General features: G+C 43.0%; 13 protein-coding genes. 10 read left to right on the forward strand and 3 right to left on the reverse strand.

The annotated features are described in order from the left end of the window. Positions 1-106: 106 nt before the first annotated feature. Positions 107-1,672: a M20/M25/M40 family metallo-hydrolase gene (locus tag AAFN85_RS15050; RefSeq protein WP_347528315.1), complete on the forward strand. Its 1,566-nt coding sequence runs from the start codon at positions 107-109 to the stop codon at positions 1,670-1,672. 117 nt (positions 1,673-1,789) lie between these two features. Here the strand turns inward: AAFN85_RS15050 and AAFN85_RS15055 are convergent, their stop codons facing one another. The 3 genes from AAFN85_RS15055 to AAFN85_RS15065 all read right to left on the reverse strand — a co-directional run bounded on the left by AAFN85_RS15055 (position 1,790) and on the right by AAFN85_RS15065 (position 4,204). Beyond that, on the reverse strand, positions 1,790-2,239 hold the full coding sequence (locus AAFN85_RS15055; RefSeq protein ID WP_347528317.1) for an RES family NAD+ phosphorylase: 450 nt from the start codon (positions 2,237-2,239) through the stop codon (positions 1,790-1,792). Between the two features lie 3 nt (positions 2,240-2,242). After that, positions 2,243-2,737, reverse strand: coding sequence for an MbcA/ParS/Xre antitoxin family protein (locus tag AAFN85_RS15060; protein WP_347528318.1), 495 nt, complete (start codon positions 2,735-2,737; stop codon positions 2,243-2,245). A gap of 63 nt (positions 2,738-2,800) precedes the next feature. Then, positions 2,801-4,204, reverse strand: coding sequence for an MBL fold metallo-hydrolase (locus AAFN85_RS15065; RefSeq protein WP_347528319.1), 1,404 nt, complete (start codon positions 4,202-4,204; stop codon positions 2,801-2,803). A gap of 161 nt (positions 4,205-4,365) precedes the next feature. Here AAFN85_RS15065 and AAFN85_RS15070 point away from each other — a divergent pair, with 161 nt between their 5' ends. The 9 genes from AAFN85_RS15070 to AAFN85_RS15110 all read left to right on the forward strand — a co-directional run bounded on the left by AAFN85_RS15070 (position 4,366) and on the right by AAFN85_RS15110 (position 16,408). Continuing rightward, positions 4,366-4,737 carry a BlaI/MecI/CopY family transcriptional regulator gene (locus AAFN85_RS15070; RefSeq protein WP_121233788.1) on the forward strand — a complete coding sequence of 124 codons (372 nt, stop codon included), beginning with the start codon at positions 4,366-4,368 and terminating at the stop codon, positions 4,735-4,737. 2 nt (positions 4,738-4,739) lie between these two features. Continuing rightward, positions 4,740-6,725 (forward strand): TonB family protein, encoded by a 1,986-nt coding sequence (locus AAFN85_RS15075; protein WP_347528320.1) that lies wholly within the window; start codon positions 4,740-4,742, stop codon positions 6,723-6,725. Positions 6,726-6,852: 127 nt separating this feature from the next. After that, positions 6,853-7,536, forward strand: a complete 684-nt coding sequence (locus tag AAFN85_RS15080; RefSeq protein ID WP_347528321.1) for a class I SAM-dependent methyltransferase — start codon at positions 6,853-6,855, stop codon at positions 7,534-7,536. A 57-nt stretch (positions 7,537-7,593) separates the two neighbouring features. Beyond that, complete coding sequence (locus AAFN85_RS15085; RefSeq protein WP_347528322.1) at positions 7,594-8,361, forward strand: class I SAM-dependent methyltransferase; 768 nt, start codon at positions 7,594-7,596, stop codon at positions 8,359-8,361. 1 nt (position 8,362) lies between these two features. Next, entirely contained in the window at positions 8,363-9,493 is a 1,131-nt protein-coding gene (locus AAFN85_RS15090; protein ID WP_347528323.1) for a glycosyltransferase, read from the forward strand. Further along, a complete protein-coding gene (locus AAFN85_RS15095) occupies positions 9,493-10,980 on the forward strand; it encodes a polysaccharide biosynthesis C-terminal domain-containing protein (protein WP_347528324.1) in 1,488 nt (495 codons plus the stop codon). The genes AAFN85_RS15090 and AAFN85_RS15095 overlap by 1 nt, the downstream gene beginning before the upstream one ends. Before the next feature lie 424 nt (positions 10,981-11,404). Further along, positions 11,405-13,459: a gliding motility-associated C-terminal domain-containing protein gene (locus tag AAFN85_RS15100; protein ID WP_347528325.1), complete on the forward strand. Its 2,055-nt coding sequence runs from the start codon at positions 11,405-11,407 to the stop codon at positions 13,457-13,459. Next, positions 13,456-14,454 (forward strand): PorP/SprF family type IX secretion system membrane protein, encoded by a 999-nt coding sequence (locus tag AAFN85_RS15105; protein ID WP_347528326.1) that lies wholly within the window; start codon positions 13,456-13,458, stop codon positions 14,452-14,454. The genes AAFN85_RS15100 and AAFN85_RS15105 overlap by 4 nt, the downstream gene beginning before the upstream one ends. Position 14,455: 1 nt before the next feature. After that, positions 14,456-16,408, forward strand: coding sequence for an OmpA family protein (locus AAFN85_RS15110; RefSeq protein ID WP_347528328.1), 1,953 nt, complete (start codon positions 14,456-14,458; stop codon positions 16,406-16,408). Positions 16,409-16,475: the final 67 nt, after the last annotated feature.

Raw genomic sequence — 16,475 nt, forward strand, 5'->3', positions numbered from 1 at the left:
AGTAAATGTTTATATGTAACAACTTTGTTAAATCAACATGTACTCAACTTTAATTTATAATAAATAGGTTTGTTACTGACTGAACTGATCTTATAATTTATTTATTATGAAGTTAAACCTACTTTTTTCGTGTTTTATCGCGGCTGGTATTGCAGTGCCGGCATTAGCCCAGGAGCCCGTTGATGCGGCCATGGTGCAAAAGATAAGGGAAGAAGGCCTGAACCACTCCAAAGTGATGGAAACGGCCTTTTACCTTACTGATGTTTCGGGGCCACGCCTGGCAAACTCGCCGGGTTTGATCCGGGCGCAAAAATGGGCGGTTAACCAGCTAAAAACCTGGGGCATGGCCAATGCCAAGCTGGAAAGCTGGGGTAAATTTGGTAAAGGCTGGGAGGTGCAAAAAAACTATGCAGCCATTACTGTTCCGTACTATCACGCTATCATTGCTATCCCTAAAGCCTGGACTCCCGGTACCAATGGCTTAATTAAAGGCGAGGTGTTGGTTGTAAAAGCCGATTCGGCTGCCGAGCTTGACCAGTACAAAGGTAAGTTAGCAGGCAAGATCGTGATTTTTGATACTAAAGCCCCAACCGAACGCACCTGGAAAGCAGATGCAGCCCGCTATACCGATGCGGAGCTTACTGAAATGGCTGATGCCAAAGCAACCCCATCTGGCCCGCGCCGCAACGCTGATCCTAATGCAGCGCAAATGGCAAACTTCCGCAAGTTGCGCGCTTTCAGAACTGTTTTAAGCCAGTTTTTGGTGGATGAAAAGGTTGGCCTGATATTAAGCCAGGCTCGTGGTACAGATGGTACCGTATTTACTACCAACGGGGCATCGTACGCAGATACCGCCAAAGCCGTAGCTCCTGAACTGGAAACCAGCAGCGAAGATTATCAACGCATTTTACGTTTGGTGAAAGGAGGACAGCCGGTACAGCTGGAGGCAGAGATCAAAACCCAATTTATTACTGATGACCTGCAGGGTTATGATGTAGTTGCTGAAATACCGGGTACGGATAAAAAATTGAAAGACCAGGTAGTGATGATCGGTGGTCACCTTGATTCATGGCATGCGGCTACCGGTGCTACTGATAACGCGGCTGGCAGTGCGGTGATGCTGGAAGCTATGCGTATTTTAAAAGCCATCAACTTTAAACCAAAACGCACCATCAGAATAGCTTTATGGAGTTCGGAAGAGCAAGGTTTATTCGGCTCGCGCGGTTACGTTGCTAACCATTTTGGCGATCCTAAAACTATGGAGTTGAAACCAGAGCAGGCTAAGCTATCAGCATACTACAACCTTGACAACGGCACCGGTAAAATTCGCGGTATCTATTTACAAGGCGATTCGGCCGCTGCACCTATCTTTAAAGCGTGGTTGGAGCCATTTAAAGATCTTGGTGCTACTACGGTTACTATTCGTAATACCGGCGGCACCGACCACTTATCTTTTGATGCCGTTGGTATTCCCGGCTTCCAGTTTATACAGGATGCTATTGACTATGGTTCACGTACTCACCACAGTAACCAGGATACTTATGATCGGTTGGTTGAAGACGATTTGAAACAGGCTGCTACCATCGTAGCTTCCTTTGTATATCATACTTCTCAACGTGCTGAGATGATCCCACGTAAAGAGTTGCCAAAGCCACAGTCGGCAAGGCAATAAACTATTTAAGTCTCCAAAAACGTCATTGCGAGGCACGAAGCAATCCCAAACTATACAGGGTGAACCTGCCAATCGGGGATTGCTTCGTGTCTCGCAATGACGTTTTATGTAATACTACTATTGCTTTATCCGCTGATCAAAAATAAACGGTATCGATCTGATCAGTTTGATGGCTCTAAAATCCTCATGTTTAGGATTGAGCAGATAATTAAACTCTTCTTCAATAATTGATGATGGTACGGCAAGGATAGCCGTTTTTCTCTCCCTGATCCAGTTTTCGCCTATGGTTTGGGTGAACCGCATTTGGTGAAATTCGCTCCAATCGGGCGGGAGGTCGTTTAATTTAATGGTGGTTATTTTGAGCTTATCCGGCGCATCGATGGTCATCACATTAAACGCGGCGTTTAAACCCAATTGGTTGCGGTGTACTACATTCTCCAAACAAGCCAATGATCTGCTCGAGGCGGTATAGATCATATCCAGATCATTAGGGTTCCAGCGTGCAGCCCTGCCCGAGGCTACCAGTTTATCCGCATATTTAGCCAGCGCTATCCTATATATCAGCATAGTTTAAGCCAGATCGCCGTATTTAATGCGGGTGAGTTCTTCATCAATAAGCTGGATGCCGGTAATGGTATCCATCAAATCAAAGGGTAAACGATTACCAAGCCCATACGCCGGCGCATGCAGCCACTGCCCAAAAGCTTGTGCCGAACCAAAAACCTCAATACCACTATCAAATAAAGCAAATGATTTAAGCAGTTTTTCACTGAGTGAAGCATCAAGCTTTAACTGTTTGCTAACATGGTTTTGAATGGTTTTTACCGTTGTTTTAAAAGTTTCCTGGAACTCATCCTGTGTAAAGCCCGAAAGGTTAAGAAAATCAATTGCACTTTTAGCCTCAAGCCCTTTTTTTGATGTATCGAGCAGGCTGATAGCATCATTGTAACGGGGCATGGTGATATACGGCTCCTGAAAATCATTTAACAGCCCAGCCTTAATAGGCTCTGTTTTATATTGAACAGGCTTTTTTACTTTATCAACGGCTTGTTTGCGCTTTTCCATAACACGAAAATATTGATTAATACAAATATGGAAATTTTTCTTAAGATAAAAGAATATTTTCCATTATTTTAAATCAATTCTTTGATGCTGATAGGGGATCTCTACATGTTTAAATCCTTTCTGCTTCAGTTTGCCAGCAAAATGCTGTTGTACATCATATTCGCCGTGTACAAGGAAAACGGTTTTTACCAATGCCGGGTCCTGGCAGGATACAAAATGTAGCAGGTCGTCATAATCGCCGTGGGCACTCATCGATCTGATGGAGCGTACTTCGGCTTTCACTTCGTATTGTTCGCCGAAGATGTGTACTTCATGATCTCCGCGTATTAAGCGGCCACCTAACGAGTTAGGTTCGGCATAGCCAACCATCAAAATGGTGTTTTTTTGATTGTTGATATTGTTTTTGATATGATGTTTTACCCGCCCAGCTTCGGCCATGCCCGATGAAGCTATGATAACACAAGGTCGTGGATCTTCATTTAATGCTTTTGATTCTTCTACGCTTTCAATAAATTTCAATCCTTTAAATCCAAACGGATTGGCATCTACCTTTAAAACCTTCTGTACGTTTTTATTATACACCTCGGGGTGGTTCATCAATATCTGGGTAGCTTTTTCGGATAAGGGGCTATCTACATAATAATGGATATCGGGTAAAATGCCTTTTAACTCCAGGCTGTTCAAGGCATATAAAAGCTCTTGCGTACGGCCAACGGCGAAAGCGGGAATAATTACTTTGCCTTTTTTAACCTCGCAGGTTTGTTTAATAATATCAAGTAAGGCATCTTCAATTGGTCCGAGTTCTTTATGCAGCGAATCACCATAGGTCGACTCTAATAAAATATAATCTGCCTGTTCAAATGGCTCAGGACTTTTTAATAGCAGATCGCCGTAACGGCCTACATCTCCGCTAAAAGTAATGTGGGTAGTTTTGCCATCTTCTAAAATGCTGAAGTGTACGGCCGCGCTGCCCAGAATATGCCCGGCATCGGTAAAGCTGAATTTTATGTTTTCGTTTATTGCATATTCTTCGCCGTACTCCACAATTTTAAACAGGCGTAAGGCCTCCATTACATCATCTTCAGTATATAACGGATCGAGCAGCGGCTGGCCTTTGCGGGCGCGGTGTTTATTATCATACGCAATATCCTGTTCCTGAATTTTAGCCGAATCGAGCAGCAGGATACGCGCGAGGTCCATAGTAGCCGGGGTACAGTAGATATTGCCGTCGAAACCTTCGGCAACCAGGCGCGGGATCAATCCGCAGTGGTCAATATGTGCATGCGAGAGTATCAGGTGATCAGCCTTTTTTGGATTAAAACCAAAATGTTCGTTCAATTCTTCGGTTTGTTCGCCCAAGCCCTGGAACATGCCGCAATCCAATAAAATGCCTGTGCCATCGTTCAGCCTGATCAAATGCTTGCTGCCGGTTACGTTACGGGCAGCACCATGAAAAGTTATATTCATTTATAATTTGGTATATGAAGTATCTCAACGAAGATGGTGATTAAAAGTTTATCAAACTAAAAACTAAAAAATTAGTTGTAAGTTTGAATAACAACTACTAACTTAGTTTAACTGATCAATCAAAAATTAATACACGAGGTATTAATACTTAAAGTACGCACATGGAAATTAAAGAGTTAACCCGCGCCGAAGAGCAGATAATGCAAGTGCTTTGGCAATTGAAAAAAGGGTATGTTAAAGATGTTATAGACCAGTTACCCGAGCCTAAGCCCGCTTACAACACCGTGTCTACCATCATCAGAATTTTAGAAACAAAAGGCTTTGTTGGGCATACCGCTTTTGGTAAAAGCCATGAGTATCATCCGGTTATCAGTAAAGAGCAATATCAAAACTTTGCTACTGATAAGTTATTAAGTGGCTATTTTGATAACTCGGTTAACCGCATGTTTTCATTTTTTGTGAAGAAGGAGAAGATCGACCTGAAGGAAGCCGATGAGATCATGAAACTGATTGAAAAACTAAAAGAAAAATAATTATGAGCTGGTGGCAATATCTGTTGTTGGTAAATATATACCTGTTGCTGTTTTACGGGTTTTATGTGATGCTATTGCGTAAGGAAACGTTTTTTCAGCTTAACAGGGTTTACCTGGTAAGTGCCTCCATATTATCGTTCATGATCCCTGTTATCCAGGCCAACTGGGTGCAAAACCTGTTTATAACCCAACAGGTAAAATATACCATTTATAACAGTCCGGTAATGGTATATCATTTTAAGCCGATACAAGAATCGCCTATAAGCATTGGCGAGATCCTTTTTATTGCTTACCTGGCTGGTATTGTATTTTTATCGATGAGGCTGGTTTGGCAGTTAATTAAGCTTAAAAAAGTGATCAGCCAGCCGGAACCTGCTGTATCCTATTCGTTTTTTAAAACGGTAAAACTGAATGCCGATGGCGAGGAACATCAGGCTATAGCCACGCACGAGGATGTGCACGCCCGGCAATGGCACTCTGCCGATGTATTGCTGGTAGAGTTGGTGATGATCATTAACTGGTTTAATCCGGTGGTATATTTTTACCGCATGGCCATTAAGCACATTCACGAGTTTATAGCCGATAGGCAGGCCATTAAAGCAGGAACCAACAAGGCCGATTATGCCATGCTGCTTTTAAGCCAAACTTTCCATACGCCAACGCATCAATTGGTTAATCCGTTTTTTAATAAAAGTATGCTGAAAGCAAGGATCCTGATGCTGCAAAAAAATAATTCACAACGTATAAAACTGATCAAATACGGACTTTCGGCACCATTGTTTATTTTAATGATGATCTTATCATCAGCTACCATCAACAATAGCGATGCTATTACAAGGATCAATTTCAAAGCCGATAAAGTTTTTGCCACGCCGGCTAATAAAGTAACAGAAATTACTATTGATGAACCGGCTGCAGCTGAAGGTCATGAAGTAGCCCCTTCAGATACAACAGAAGTATTTACCGCTGTAGAAAATGTTCCTGAGTTTCCGGGAGGGCTGGAAGCTTTTGGGAAATTTTTAGCCTCCAACCTCAAATACCCGGCTGCTGCCCGCGAGCAAAAGATACAGGGCCGGGTGATCATTACTTTTATAGTTGAAAAGGATGGTTCGCTCTCGAATAAAAAAATTGTGAGGGGTATTACTGATGATCTGAACAATGAAGCCTTGCGTGTGATCGCGTTATCTCCCAAATGGAAACCCGGCATACAAAACGGCAGGCCTGTAAGGGTGCAGTACTCTGTTCCTATCAGCTTTACGTTGGCACCCGACGATGTACCTGTAGCTGATACTGTGGCCGGAATAAAAGGAAAAATTGTTTCCGAGCCTGTTTTTACTTCTGTTGAACAGGTACCCGAGTTTCCGGGAGGGATAGAAGCCTTCGGTAAGTTTTTGGCCGCCAATGTGAAGTACCCTAAAGCCGCGCGCGATAATAATGTGCAGGGTAGAGTGATCATCACCTTTGTGGTTGAAAAGGACGGTTCATTAACCGATATGAAAGTTGTTAGAGGAATTGGTTCCGGCTGCGATGAAGAAGCGGTGCGTGTACTGAAACTTTCACCAGCCTGGAAATGCGGCATCCAAAATGGCCGCCCTGTAAACGTGCAATATAGTGTGCCGATAAGTTTTACATTGACCCCTGCCGATGATAAAAAGACAAAAGCAGGTGAGAACAAAACCGGAGCGGTTGAAACGGGCTCATCAACAGCCTCATCATTTGCCGCACAGTTGCGCAAGGATACAACCAAAGGAACCCGCATCGTTATCAACGACAATCTAACTGCCGCGCAGCCCCTTTATGTAGTTGATGGTAATGTACAAAACAAAAACTTTGTATTAGATGGGCTTAAACCGGAGGATATTGAAAGTATTTCTGTTTTAAAAGGCGAGTCGGCAAAAGCTATTTATGGCAGTAAGGGATCAAATGGAGTTATTTTGATCGCTACCAAGGCCGCTGCTAAGAAAAAGGCACCGGTAAAGATGAATTGATCGGTGTTAACAGAATGATTTAAAAAGCGTATTAATATATTACCCCTCTTCCCAATTAATGAAAAAACAGAAAAGACCAGTGTATCTAACACTGGTCTTTTCTGTTTTAAACTATTAAATTAGCCGCATGAAAGGTAACGACCGATTATATCCCTCTGTTTTTCACACGCGCTATGTAGTCCTTTCACAATTGAGGGACAAAACCGTCGAAATAATAAAACAACTCACCGCTGATAATAAAACATTGCTGCTTGCCGATTTTGGCTGCGGCGACATGCCCTACCGTGAAGTAATTGAACCGATGGTAGGTAAATACCTGGGCATCGATCTTGAAATGAACCCTAAGGCCGAACACCATATCGATTTCGACAGCAAAACTACCCTGCCCGATAATTACTGTGATATTGTGCTAAGCAATCAGGTGCTTGAGCACGTTGATTCACCATCAGGCTATTTACAGGAGGCTATGCGCATCCTCAAACCGGGCGGCACTGCTATTATTACTACACACGGATACTGGTTTTATCACCCAACACCCAATGATTACTGGCGATGGACAAGCGCCGGTTTGCGCAAAACCATTGAAGCCGAGGATTTTAAAATACACTCATTTTTCGGTATTTTAGGTTTGGCGGCAAGCGGTTTGCAATTGTTACAGGACGGCATTGCCCTTAAATTGCCAAAGTTTTTAATTCCGCCTTTTGCTTTGGTGATGCAAACGCTGATCAGACTGTTCAACAAAATAAACTCGCAGCCCCAGCGCGATCGCGATGGTGCTTTATATGTAATAGTTGCCCAAAAGCCCCTTTAATATTATTTGTTATTTTTGGGCCGCAAAACATTGCTTTAAAGATCCATTGTATTTGTAATGACTGAGAATCCGAACCGTGAAAATGTAGTATCTTATTACGACGAACACGTTAAAAATAAACTGAACGACTACATTGTAGTTAACCCCCGTATTGAACTGGGCTGGGAAACTATAAAACGCTTTACGGTAACCAAACCAGCCCGCATACTGGAGGTAGGCTGCGGCATGGGCAACATCTGCTCGCGCATGCATAAATACTGGCCGGATGCTGTTATAACAGGCATTGATATCAGTACCCTATCTATACAGGTAGCAACCAAGCTTTTTGCTGATGATAAGCTCAATTTTAAGGAGAGCATCTTAACTACCGATACCTTTAATGAGCAGTTTGACCTGATCATTTTTATGGATGTTTATGAGCACATAGCCGTAAACGACAGGGCGGAAGTGCACGCTGCTTTGAAAAAGATATTGCGCAATAAAGGGCATATTATTTTAACTGTTCCTACCCCCCATAACCTGAAATGGAGTTTAGTAAATAAGCCGGAAACCATGCAGCCCGTGGATGAGCATATCTCCTTTGATGTAATAGGCAAACTGGCTGCCGATACCGGTACCGAAGTGATGCTGTACGAGTTGAAAAGCGTTTGGAACACGGCAGACTATACCCATATCGTATTGGAAAAAAACAACGATTTTGAGTCCGCTTTTTTTCACCCTAAGCCGGTAACTGCTTCACAGCGTGCGCGCCGGATCATGAACAAAGCTTTTAATAAATTAGGCAGCGGTTTTCGTAGGTTTTATGTGAAAAGAAAACTTGGTTAGTATGGAGGGCGCATATAACCTGTGCATTATAAAGCCTAACCAATCGGCCTTTTCCGAAACTTTTATACAGGCCCATATTGATAGGTTGGCCGGTAATAAAAAGGTGTTGTATGGCGGGGCTTTCCCGGTGTATGATCATGAAGGTAAATACCTTATCCGTTCAAAAATAGCGCTGTTAAGTTACCTGATCCAAAAGCGCATCTTTAAAAAGAAACAGATAGGCGTTAGTAACCGGGCGCTTGCCAAATATCTTAAGCAAAATAAAATTGATGTCGTATTGGCCGAATATGGCATGGTGGGCGCTATGATCGCCTCCGCCTGTAAAATGGCCGGCGTACCATTGGTTATACACTTTCACGGTGCAGATGCGCATCATAAACCAACTGTTGCCAAATACCGCGATCTTTATCCGGCAGCTTTTGATTATGCCTCGGCAATTGTGGCGGTATCAAATGATATGGTTGAGGCATTGAAACAATTGGGCGCGCCTGAAGCAAAAATACATCTTAACCCTTACGGGGTTGATAGTGCGAGGTTCCCGCTGATCGATCTGTCTGATTCGAAGCCTGATTTTATATCAGTTGGCAGGTTCGTCGAAAAAAAATCACCGCAATCTGTAGTTCGCGCCTTTAAACAGGTGAATGATCATCTTCCCGAAACACATTTATGGATGGTAGGAGATGGGGCCTTGCTTGAAGAAACTAAACAGCTGGTTGCCGAACTTAACCTTACCGATAGCGTTACTTTAACCGGAGTAATGCAGGCGGCAGAGATCCGCGAACTGATGGGCAAAGTCCGTTGCTTTGTTCAGCACTCGGTAACAACGCCCGATGGGGATATGGAAGGCACGCCGAATACCATATTGGAAGCGGCCTCATCTGGTTTAGCCATTGTGAGTACTGCGCATGCGGGCATAAAGGAAGCTGTTATCAATAATATAACGGGTTTCCTGGTTGCAGAGCACGATGTGGATGATATGGCCTCTAAAATGATCTCCGTTGCCCAAAATGTTGAGCTGGCTGCAAAAATGGGGAAAGCCGCACATGCGCATATTGTGCAAAACTATAATATCGATAAACGTATTGCGTTGCTTGATCAGATCATCAGCAATAGCATCAACCAAAATAGCTAATGAACCTTTTACAGAAACAAGGATTTTTGAATAGCCTCATTTTATATGCAGGCGTAGCCCTTGGGTTTTTTAACCTCATTATCCTTTTTCAGCGGATCATTTCTATTGAGGAGATTGGTTTTTTTATCCTGATAGGTACCTTATCGCAGCTTTATGCGCAGTTTGCAGGTTTGGGCGTTACTAACATCATCCTTAAATATTTCCCTTATTACCGTACCGACGATAAAAAGCACGGAGGTTTTATAACTTTTGTATCTATTTGGAGCCTTGTGTTCTTTACTTTTTTTACCATACTTTTTGTGGTGTTTAAAAACCCGATCCTTGATCATTATAAAGGAAAACAGGGTGCCGTTTTGCTGCAGCAGTACTTTTACTACCTTATTCCGCTGTCGTTTTTTACACTTGTTTTTGCCGTTTTAGAGGGGATGGCGCTCACCGTGTTTAAAAATGTATTATCATCATTTTTGCGCGAGGTTGTACTCCGCCTTTTTTCAACAATAGGGGTATTGCTAATAGCGCTTAAGCTTTTAAATTATAATGGCTTTCTGCTGGTGTATATAATTGCGAATGCTGCCGTAATAGTTACACTGTTTATTTATATAGCTAAAGGAAACCACTTTAAATTTTCGAAAGTAAGTAATGATTTAAAAGCGCAGAAGAAAGCATTTCTCAGCTACGGCTTGTTCACCGTATTAAGTAACAGTTCGTTTGTAATGATCCAGAACCTGGATACGATAATGTTGAGCGCACTCACCAAAAAGCCTTTTCTTTATGTAGGTATCTACGGTACTTTTTTCGCCATAGCAGTGGTGATCAGTATGCCTGCAAAGGCCTTGAGCCGTACATCTTTACAAATTATAGCACAATCGTGGGCAAATAATGACCTCGCCAAAATAGGTAAGATCTATTATAAAACATCGGTAGTGCAAATGCTGATAGGGTGCCTGCTTTTTGTTGGTTTGGTGAGCAACAAGCCGTTTATTATCACGCTGCTTACCAAGCACGATTATAAAAGCTATTTTGATGTGTTTATAGTAGTTGGTGTGGCTTTTCTGGTTGATATGACCGGCGGGATAAATGGTTATATCATTAACATGTCTAAATATTACAGGCTTACTACCGTCTTTATTGTTTCTGCGGTGGTGCTTTGCGGGGTATCTAACTGGATATTGATCCCCCGCTTCAATATGATGGGTGCGGCCTTAGCATATCTTATCACCATGTTTGTGCTCAACTTTGTTTACTGGTTGTTCATTAAAATTAAGTTTGATCTTCAGCCCTTCGGCAAAAAACACTTTTATATTTTATTGATGTTTGGCGGATGCCTTTTAATTGGGCTTTACCTGCCCCACATTGCTAACGTATACCTGGATATGATTTACCGGTCATTGATCATCGGTGTTGTTTACGCCTTTTTTACCTATATTTTAAAAATTTCTGAAGATATAAACCTTATATTTGACCGCATCTTAAAGCGAGGAAATTAACCCGGATTTAGATACAAGCAACCAACCTGTCACAAATTGTTGAATGCCTCATCCAAACTCCATTTTTTATTTTCCCAGTTTTAATTTTTTGCATTGCTGCTATGGGTTTTTAGTTTTTCACTCGTGATATATTGCAATTTTGTGCATAATTACCTGTGACAACCTATAGTGCTAATAAAAAAAATTCATTATCTAAACATTATCATTAATCATTCCGTAAAAAATGAACAGAATAAATAAGGCCAAGGCTAAATCAAGGCAACCTGTTTTAAATAATAGCACACTTTTTTACTTATCCCGTAAAAGCTGATTGATTTGAAACCGGCTTTAAAATTGTCAGGTTGGCAGTTAAAATATTCTGAAAATATTAATAATGTGGAGGATAAATGGTAACATTATCCATTAATTTAAGCTATGCACCCTAATGCCTGCTCGTTTATATAAACCTATTTTATGGGCAATACTTTGCCTGTTTTGTTTGCCGTTTGCCGGTTATGGCAACCCTGCTGGATCCCGGTTAGCCGGTGTTGCAGGCAATACAAATTTTGCATCCCCATCCGTGGGAAGCATATCCTCGTTAAATGTTGGTACAGTTGTAAATGCTGCGCCGGTACAGGCCATCACCATTTGCTCGGCAGCTGCCGCTGTACTTAACGGCGATGTGCAAAATCCTGCTCCTGATAGCTTTTTGTGGCAGATCAATAGTAATGGTAACTGGGTAAGTGCGCCTGCCGGTAACACGCTGAAGGATTATATCACTTCGTCCCTAACTAATAATACGGCTACAAGTATAGTTTACAGCCTGCGCCGCAGAACAATAACTGCCGGTGTTACTGCTTTTGATTCGTATTATGATGTTACTGTAAGGCCTATCCGCTCGGTAACCAACAATACTATTACCGGTCCTACGGTTACCCAGTTTTGTACAACCGGTGATCCAACTCCCATGACTGGTTCAACAGCCACAGGTGGCGATGGTACTTTTGCATACCAGTGGCAGCAATCAACAGATAATTTAAACTTTACTGATATTCCAGGCGCTACCGGCAAAAACTATAATCCGGCTGTGTTAAGTAAGGATACTTATTATCGCCGTATTGCATCTTCGGGCGCATGTACAACACCTTCTGTTAGTAATGTGGTTGTTTTTACAATTTCGCCACCGCCGCCGCCGCCTACGCCAATAGCATCAACATTTAATATTTGCGCGGGAAGTTCGGCCAATTTATCGGTTGCTTCACAGGCTGGTTTTACTTACAAATGGTACGATTCGCCTGCTAAAACAGTTGTATTATCAACATCAAGCACTTATACAACCCCGGTTTTAAACACTAATAAAACTTATTACATTGATGCATCAAACGGTAGTTGCAGTAGCTCGTCGGCAACTATTGATGTAATAGTTTCGCCATTGCCCGTTGTGCCGCAGTTTGATCAAAGCACGGTTGCGGTTTGTACGGGGTCAGCAACAACCCTTACCGTAAAGAACGTACAAAACGGTGTTACGTACCAATGGTATGCAACTGCTTCAGATAATAATTTATTGCACACCGGCGCAACCTGGACATTAAGCAATGTAACTGCACCAACCACTTATTATGTGCGTGCTGTAAATGCCACAGGCTGTATCTCATCCTCACGTACCTCGGTAGGTGTAACCCCGGTTGATCCGCCGGTACTAACTGCTATAAACTCTTCGGGTGCAACAATTTGTCCGGGCAGTACAGCCACTTTAACAGCATCGGTAACAGGCGGTGGTAGCCCTGTTATTTCATGGTACGATGCGCCAACCGGTGGCAACCTGCTGGTAAAAGGCGCAACTTATACCACGCCGGTTTTAAATGCAGATAAAACGTATTATGCCGAGGCTACAAATACCTCTAACTGTTCAACCAATCAACGTGTTCCAGTACAGGTAAAAATGACCAGCCCGCTTGATGCCCCGGTTGTAACCGTTGCCGAAACCACATCATCGAGCGTTACTTTTAAATGGGATGCGGTAACCGGCGCGACAAGCTACCAGGTAAGTACAAATAATGGTGCTACCTACACTGTGCCAAGCTCGGGTGCAACAGGCTTAACCCACACCATAACTGGCCTTGATCTTAACCAGGCAGTGACAATTACGGTTAAAGCCCTGGGTGCAACATCATGTACGTTAAGCGAAGCATCCGCAGCAATAACGGCTACGACAATCGATAACAACAATGTGATTTTTGTGGCCAATAATTTTACCCCTAACGGCGATGGAAATAACGACGTGGTTTATGTACACGGAAAAAATATAACCACTATGTCTTTTTACATATACGATCAGTGGGGGCAACAGCTTTTTACCTCAACCGATGTAAACAAAGGCTGGGACGGTTATTTTAAAGGAACACTAATGCCGGTGGGCGTTTATGTATATTATCTGAAAGCAGTAATGAATAATGGGGCGCAGTTGACTAAAAAAGGAACAATTACGCTATTACGATGAAAAAACTTATACTCATACTTACAATAGCGTTGCAGTTTGTGGCTGCAGGAATGGTGAAGGCGCAGGTTGATCCGCACTTTTCGCAATTTTATGCTTACCCGTTGTGGTTAAACCCGGCAATGACCGGTGTTTTTGATGGCCAAACCCGTCTTTCGGCCAATTTTAGGGATCAATGGGCAAATATCAGTAACGGTTACCGCACCGCAGGTGTATCGGTAGATACCAAACCTACCGATAAAGTAAGCATCGGTTTAAATATCCTTGATCAAAAAGCTGGTACGGCAGGCTATAATTATTTTAACGCTGCTGCCTCATTCGGTTACGGTATAGCCTTGTCTGATGATGGAAACCAGCGTTTGCATTTTGGTTTGCAGGCAGGCGTTATCAGTCGAAACTTTGATCCGGGTAAACTACAGTCTGATAACCAGTACGATCCTAATACCGGTTTTGACCCAACCTTGCCCAATTTCGAAAACTTTGGCTATTCGTCAAAAACAGTATTTGACGCCGGGGCGGGTATATATTATTACAATGCCGATCCAATGAACAAAGCCAACCTGTTTGGCGGTGTTGCCATTAGCCATATTAACGATGTGAGCGATCCGTTTGCGTCGGGGGGTATCTCCAGCAAGTTACCTAAGCGGTTTACTGCCCATGGTGGTGTCCGCATTAAAGCGTCCGACTCGTTCGATTTGATCCCTAACGCTGTTTACATTAAGCAGGGACAAGGCCAGATCAAAGCTTTCGGTATCTACTCTGAGCTTAAATTTGCCGATGATAACGGCCTGGTACTTGGTGGTATGATGCGCCTGCAGGATGCCGCTATAGCCAACGTTGGCTACCATATCCATAGGATGGTGATAGGTGCCAGTTATGATTTTAACACTTCGGGCCTTCGCGCGGTTACATCGGGCCGTGGCGGTTTCGAACTTTCAATTAGCTACATATTTAGCCGTTATTCTGATTCACTGGCTCCAATTTGCCCAAGGATATAATATGAAGAAGTTTTTACTTTATCTCATTTCGTTACTTTTTCCGGCGATTGGCTTTGCGCAATCTCCCAGTTACAGGGCTATGGCCGATTCGGCCTTTAAGCACCAGGAGTATTATACCGCCGCGTTTTATTATAAAAATATTGCCGAGGGCACTACAGCCGTTGTGAAAAATGGTTTGCCCGCTAATTCGGCTGCCAATAAAAGCGGAGGCTCAAAAAAAGCGGCAACGCCGTATATTATTTATCACCTGGCCGAATCATATCGCTTGTATAAAGATTTTACCGACGCTGCCATTTGGTATGCGAAGGCAAACGCTGGCGAAACAGCCAAGCAATATCCGCTCACCCCGCTTTGGTACGCTATAAGTTTACAGGCTAATGGTAAATATCAGGAGGCTTTAGATCAGTTGAACCAATTTGTGGGCTCATCTACGGATGAAAAATACACAGCGCTTGCAAAAAAGGAAATTACCTCATGCGAGTACGCATTAAAGCAACTGGAAAACCCGCGTGCTGTTGATGTATCAGCTTTGGTGTTTTTAAATAAGGATCAGGGCGACTATGCTTTGTCGGTAAACCTGGGCAGGTATTGGTTCACTTCATCGCGTATGGTTGAGAAGGATAAGTTTTTCACCAACCGTATTTATAGCTCGGCTATACTTGATTCGACCAAGGCACTGGCAACAAATTTTAATGCTTTTGATAAAGAAGGACAAATTGAATATGCCACCCCGGCCCTTACAGGTACCGGCGACAGGATGTACCTCACCCGCTGGTTCAAAAAAGGCGGAAAAACGGTATCAGCAGTTTATTTAAGCAAACTGGTAAGCGGCGTGTGGCAACAGCCCGAAAAATTAAATAATACCATTAACGTTGATGGTTTTAACTCTAAACATCCATTTGTTACCCCGGATGGAAAACGCTTATTCTTCTCATCAGACAGGCCAGGCGGTGAAGGTGGTGACGATATCTGGGAGAGTAACCTTGATGATTACGGCCAGCCAACAACTGTAAGTAACCTCGGCAACACGGTGAATACACTTTACGACGAGCAATCGCCATGTTACGATCAGGCCAATAAAGCTTTGTTTTTTAGCTCGACGGGTTTTGTAGGCATGGGCGGATTTGATATTTACCGCAGCGATGGCGATTTTGGCCATTGGTCGGTGCCTTCAAATTTAGGCTATCCGGTTAACTCATCTAAAGATGATCTGTATTACAACCTCGATCCTAACAACGCTAATAAGTTTTACTTAAGCTCGGCACGCGGTTCCGATTGCTGTTTGAGCCTTTTCACCGGCCAGTACCAGGCATTATATATTGATGGTAAAGTAATTGATTGCGGCAGCGGTAAAGGAATGGCCGGCGCAAGAGTTTTGCTTAAAGATCCGGCAATAAAAAGAGGTATCCTTGCTGCAGTTACCGATAGTACCGGTACTTATGTATTCAAGGTAAAAGAGAAGCTGCCAAGTTACCAGGTAGAGATCTCGCAGAAAGGATATTTTACTAAAACCGTTCCTGCGCCTGTTGTAAGGCCAGGTATTGATACCTTGATCAACCCTGATATTTGTATGCAGAGTTTTAAGGTAAATGTGCCTATCACAATAGATAATATTTACTTTGATTTTGGCAACGCCAACCTGCGCCCCGAATCATTCGCTACGCTGGATAAACTGGCTGCATTGATGAAGGATAACCCAAAGATTAAGATAGAGCTTGCCTCACATACCGATGGCATTGGCAGCGACGCGCAAAATCTTAAACTATCCCAAAAACGCGCGGATGCCTGCGTTGACTACCTTTTATTGCAGGGTGTTAAACAAGGCCGCATTATAGCTAAAGGGTATGGTAAGCGAATGCCGGTAGCCCCCAATAAATTACCAAATGGTAAGGATAACCCAGCCGGTAGGCAGCTTAACAGGCGCACAACTTTCACGGTAAAATCGGTAGGATAAAACAAATTAACTATTTGTTTTGCAGCAGCGTATTTTAGGTATAATTTTGTCACCTCATTATTGGTTG

This window comes from Mucilaginibacter sp. CAU 1740 (assembly GCF_039839285.1).
In the GTDB taxonomy this organism is placed as follows: Bacteria; Bacteroidota; Bacteroidia; order Sphingobacteriales; family Sphingobacteriaceae; genus Mucilaginibacter.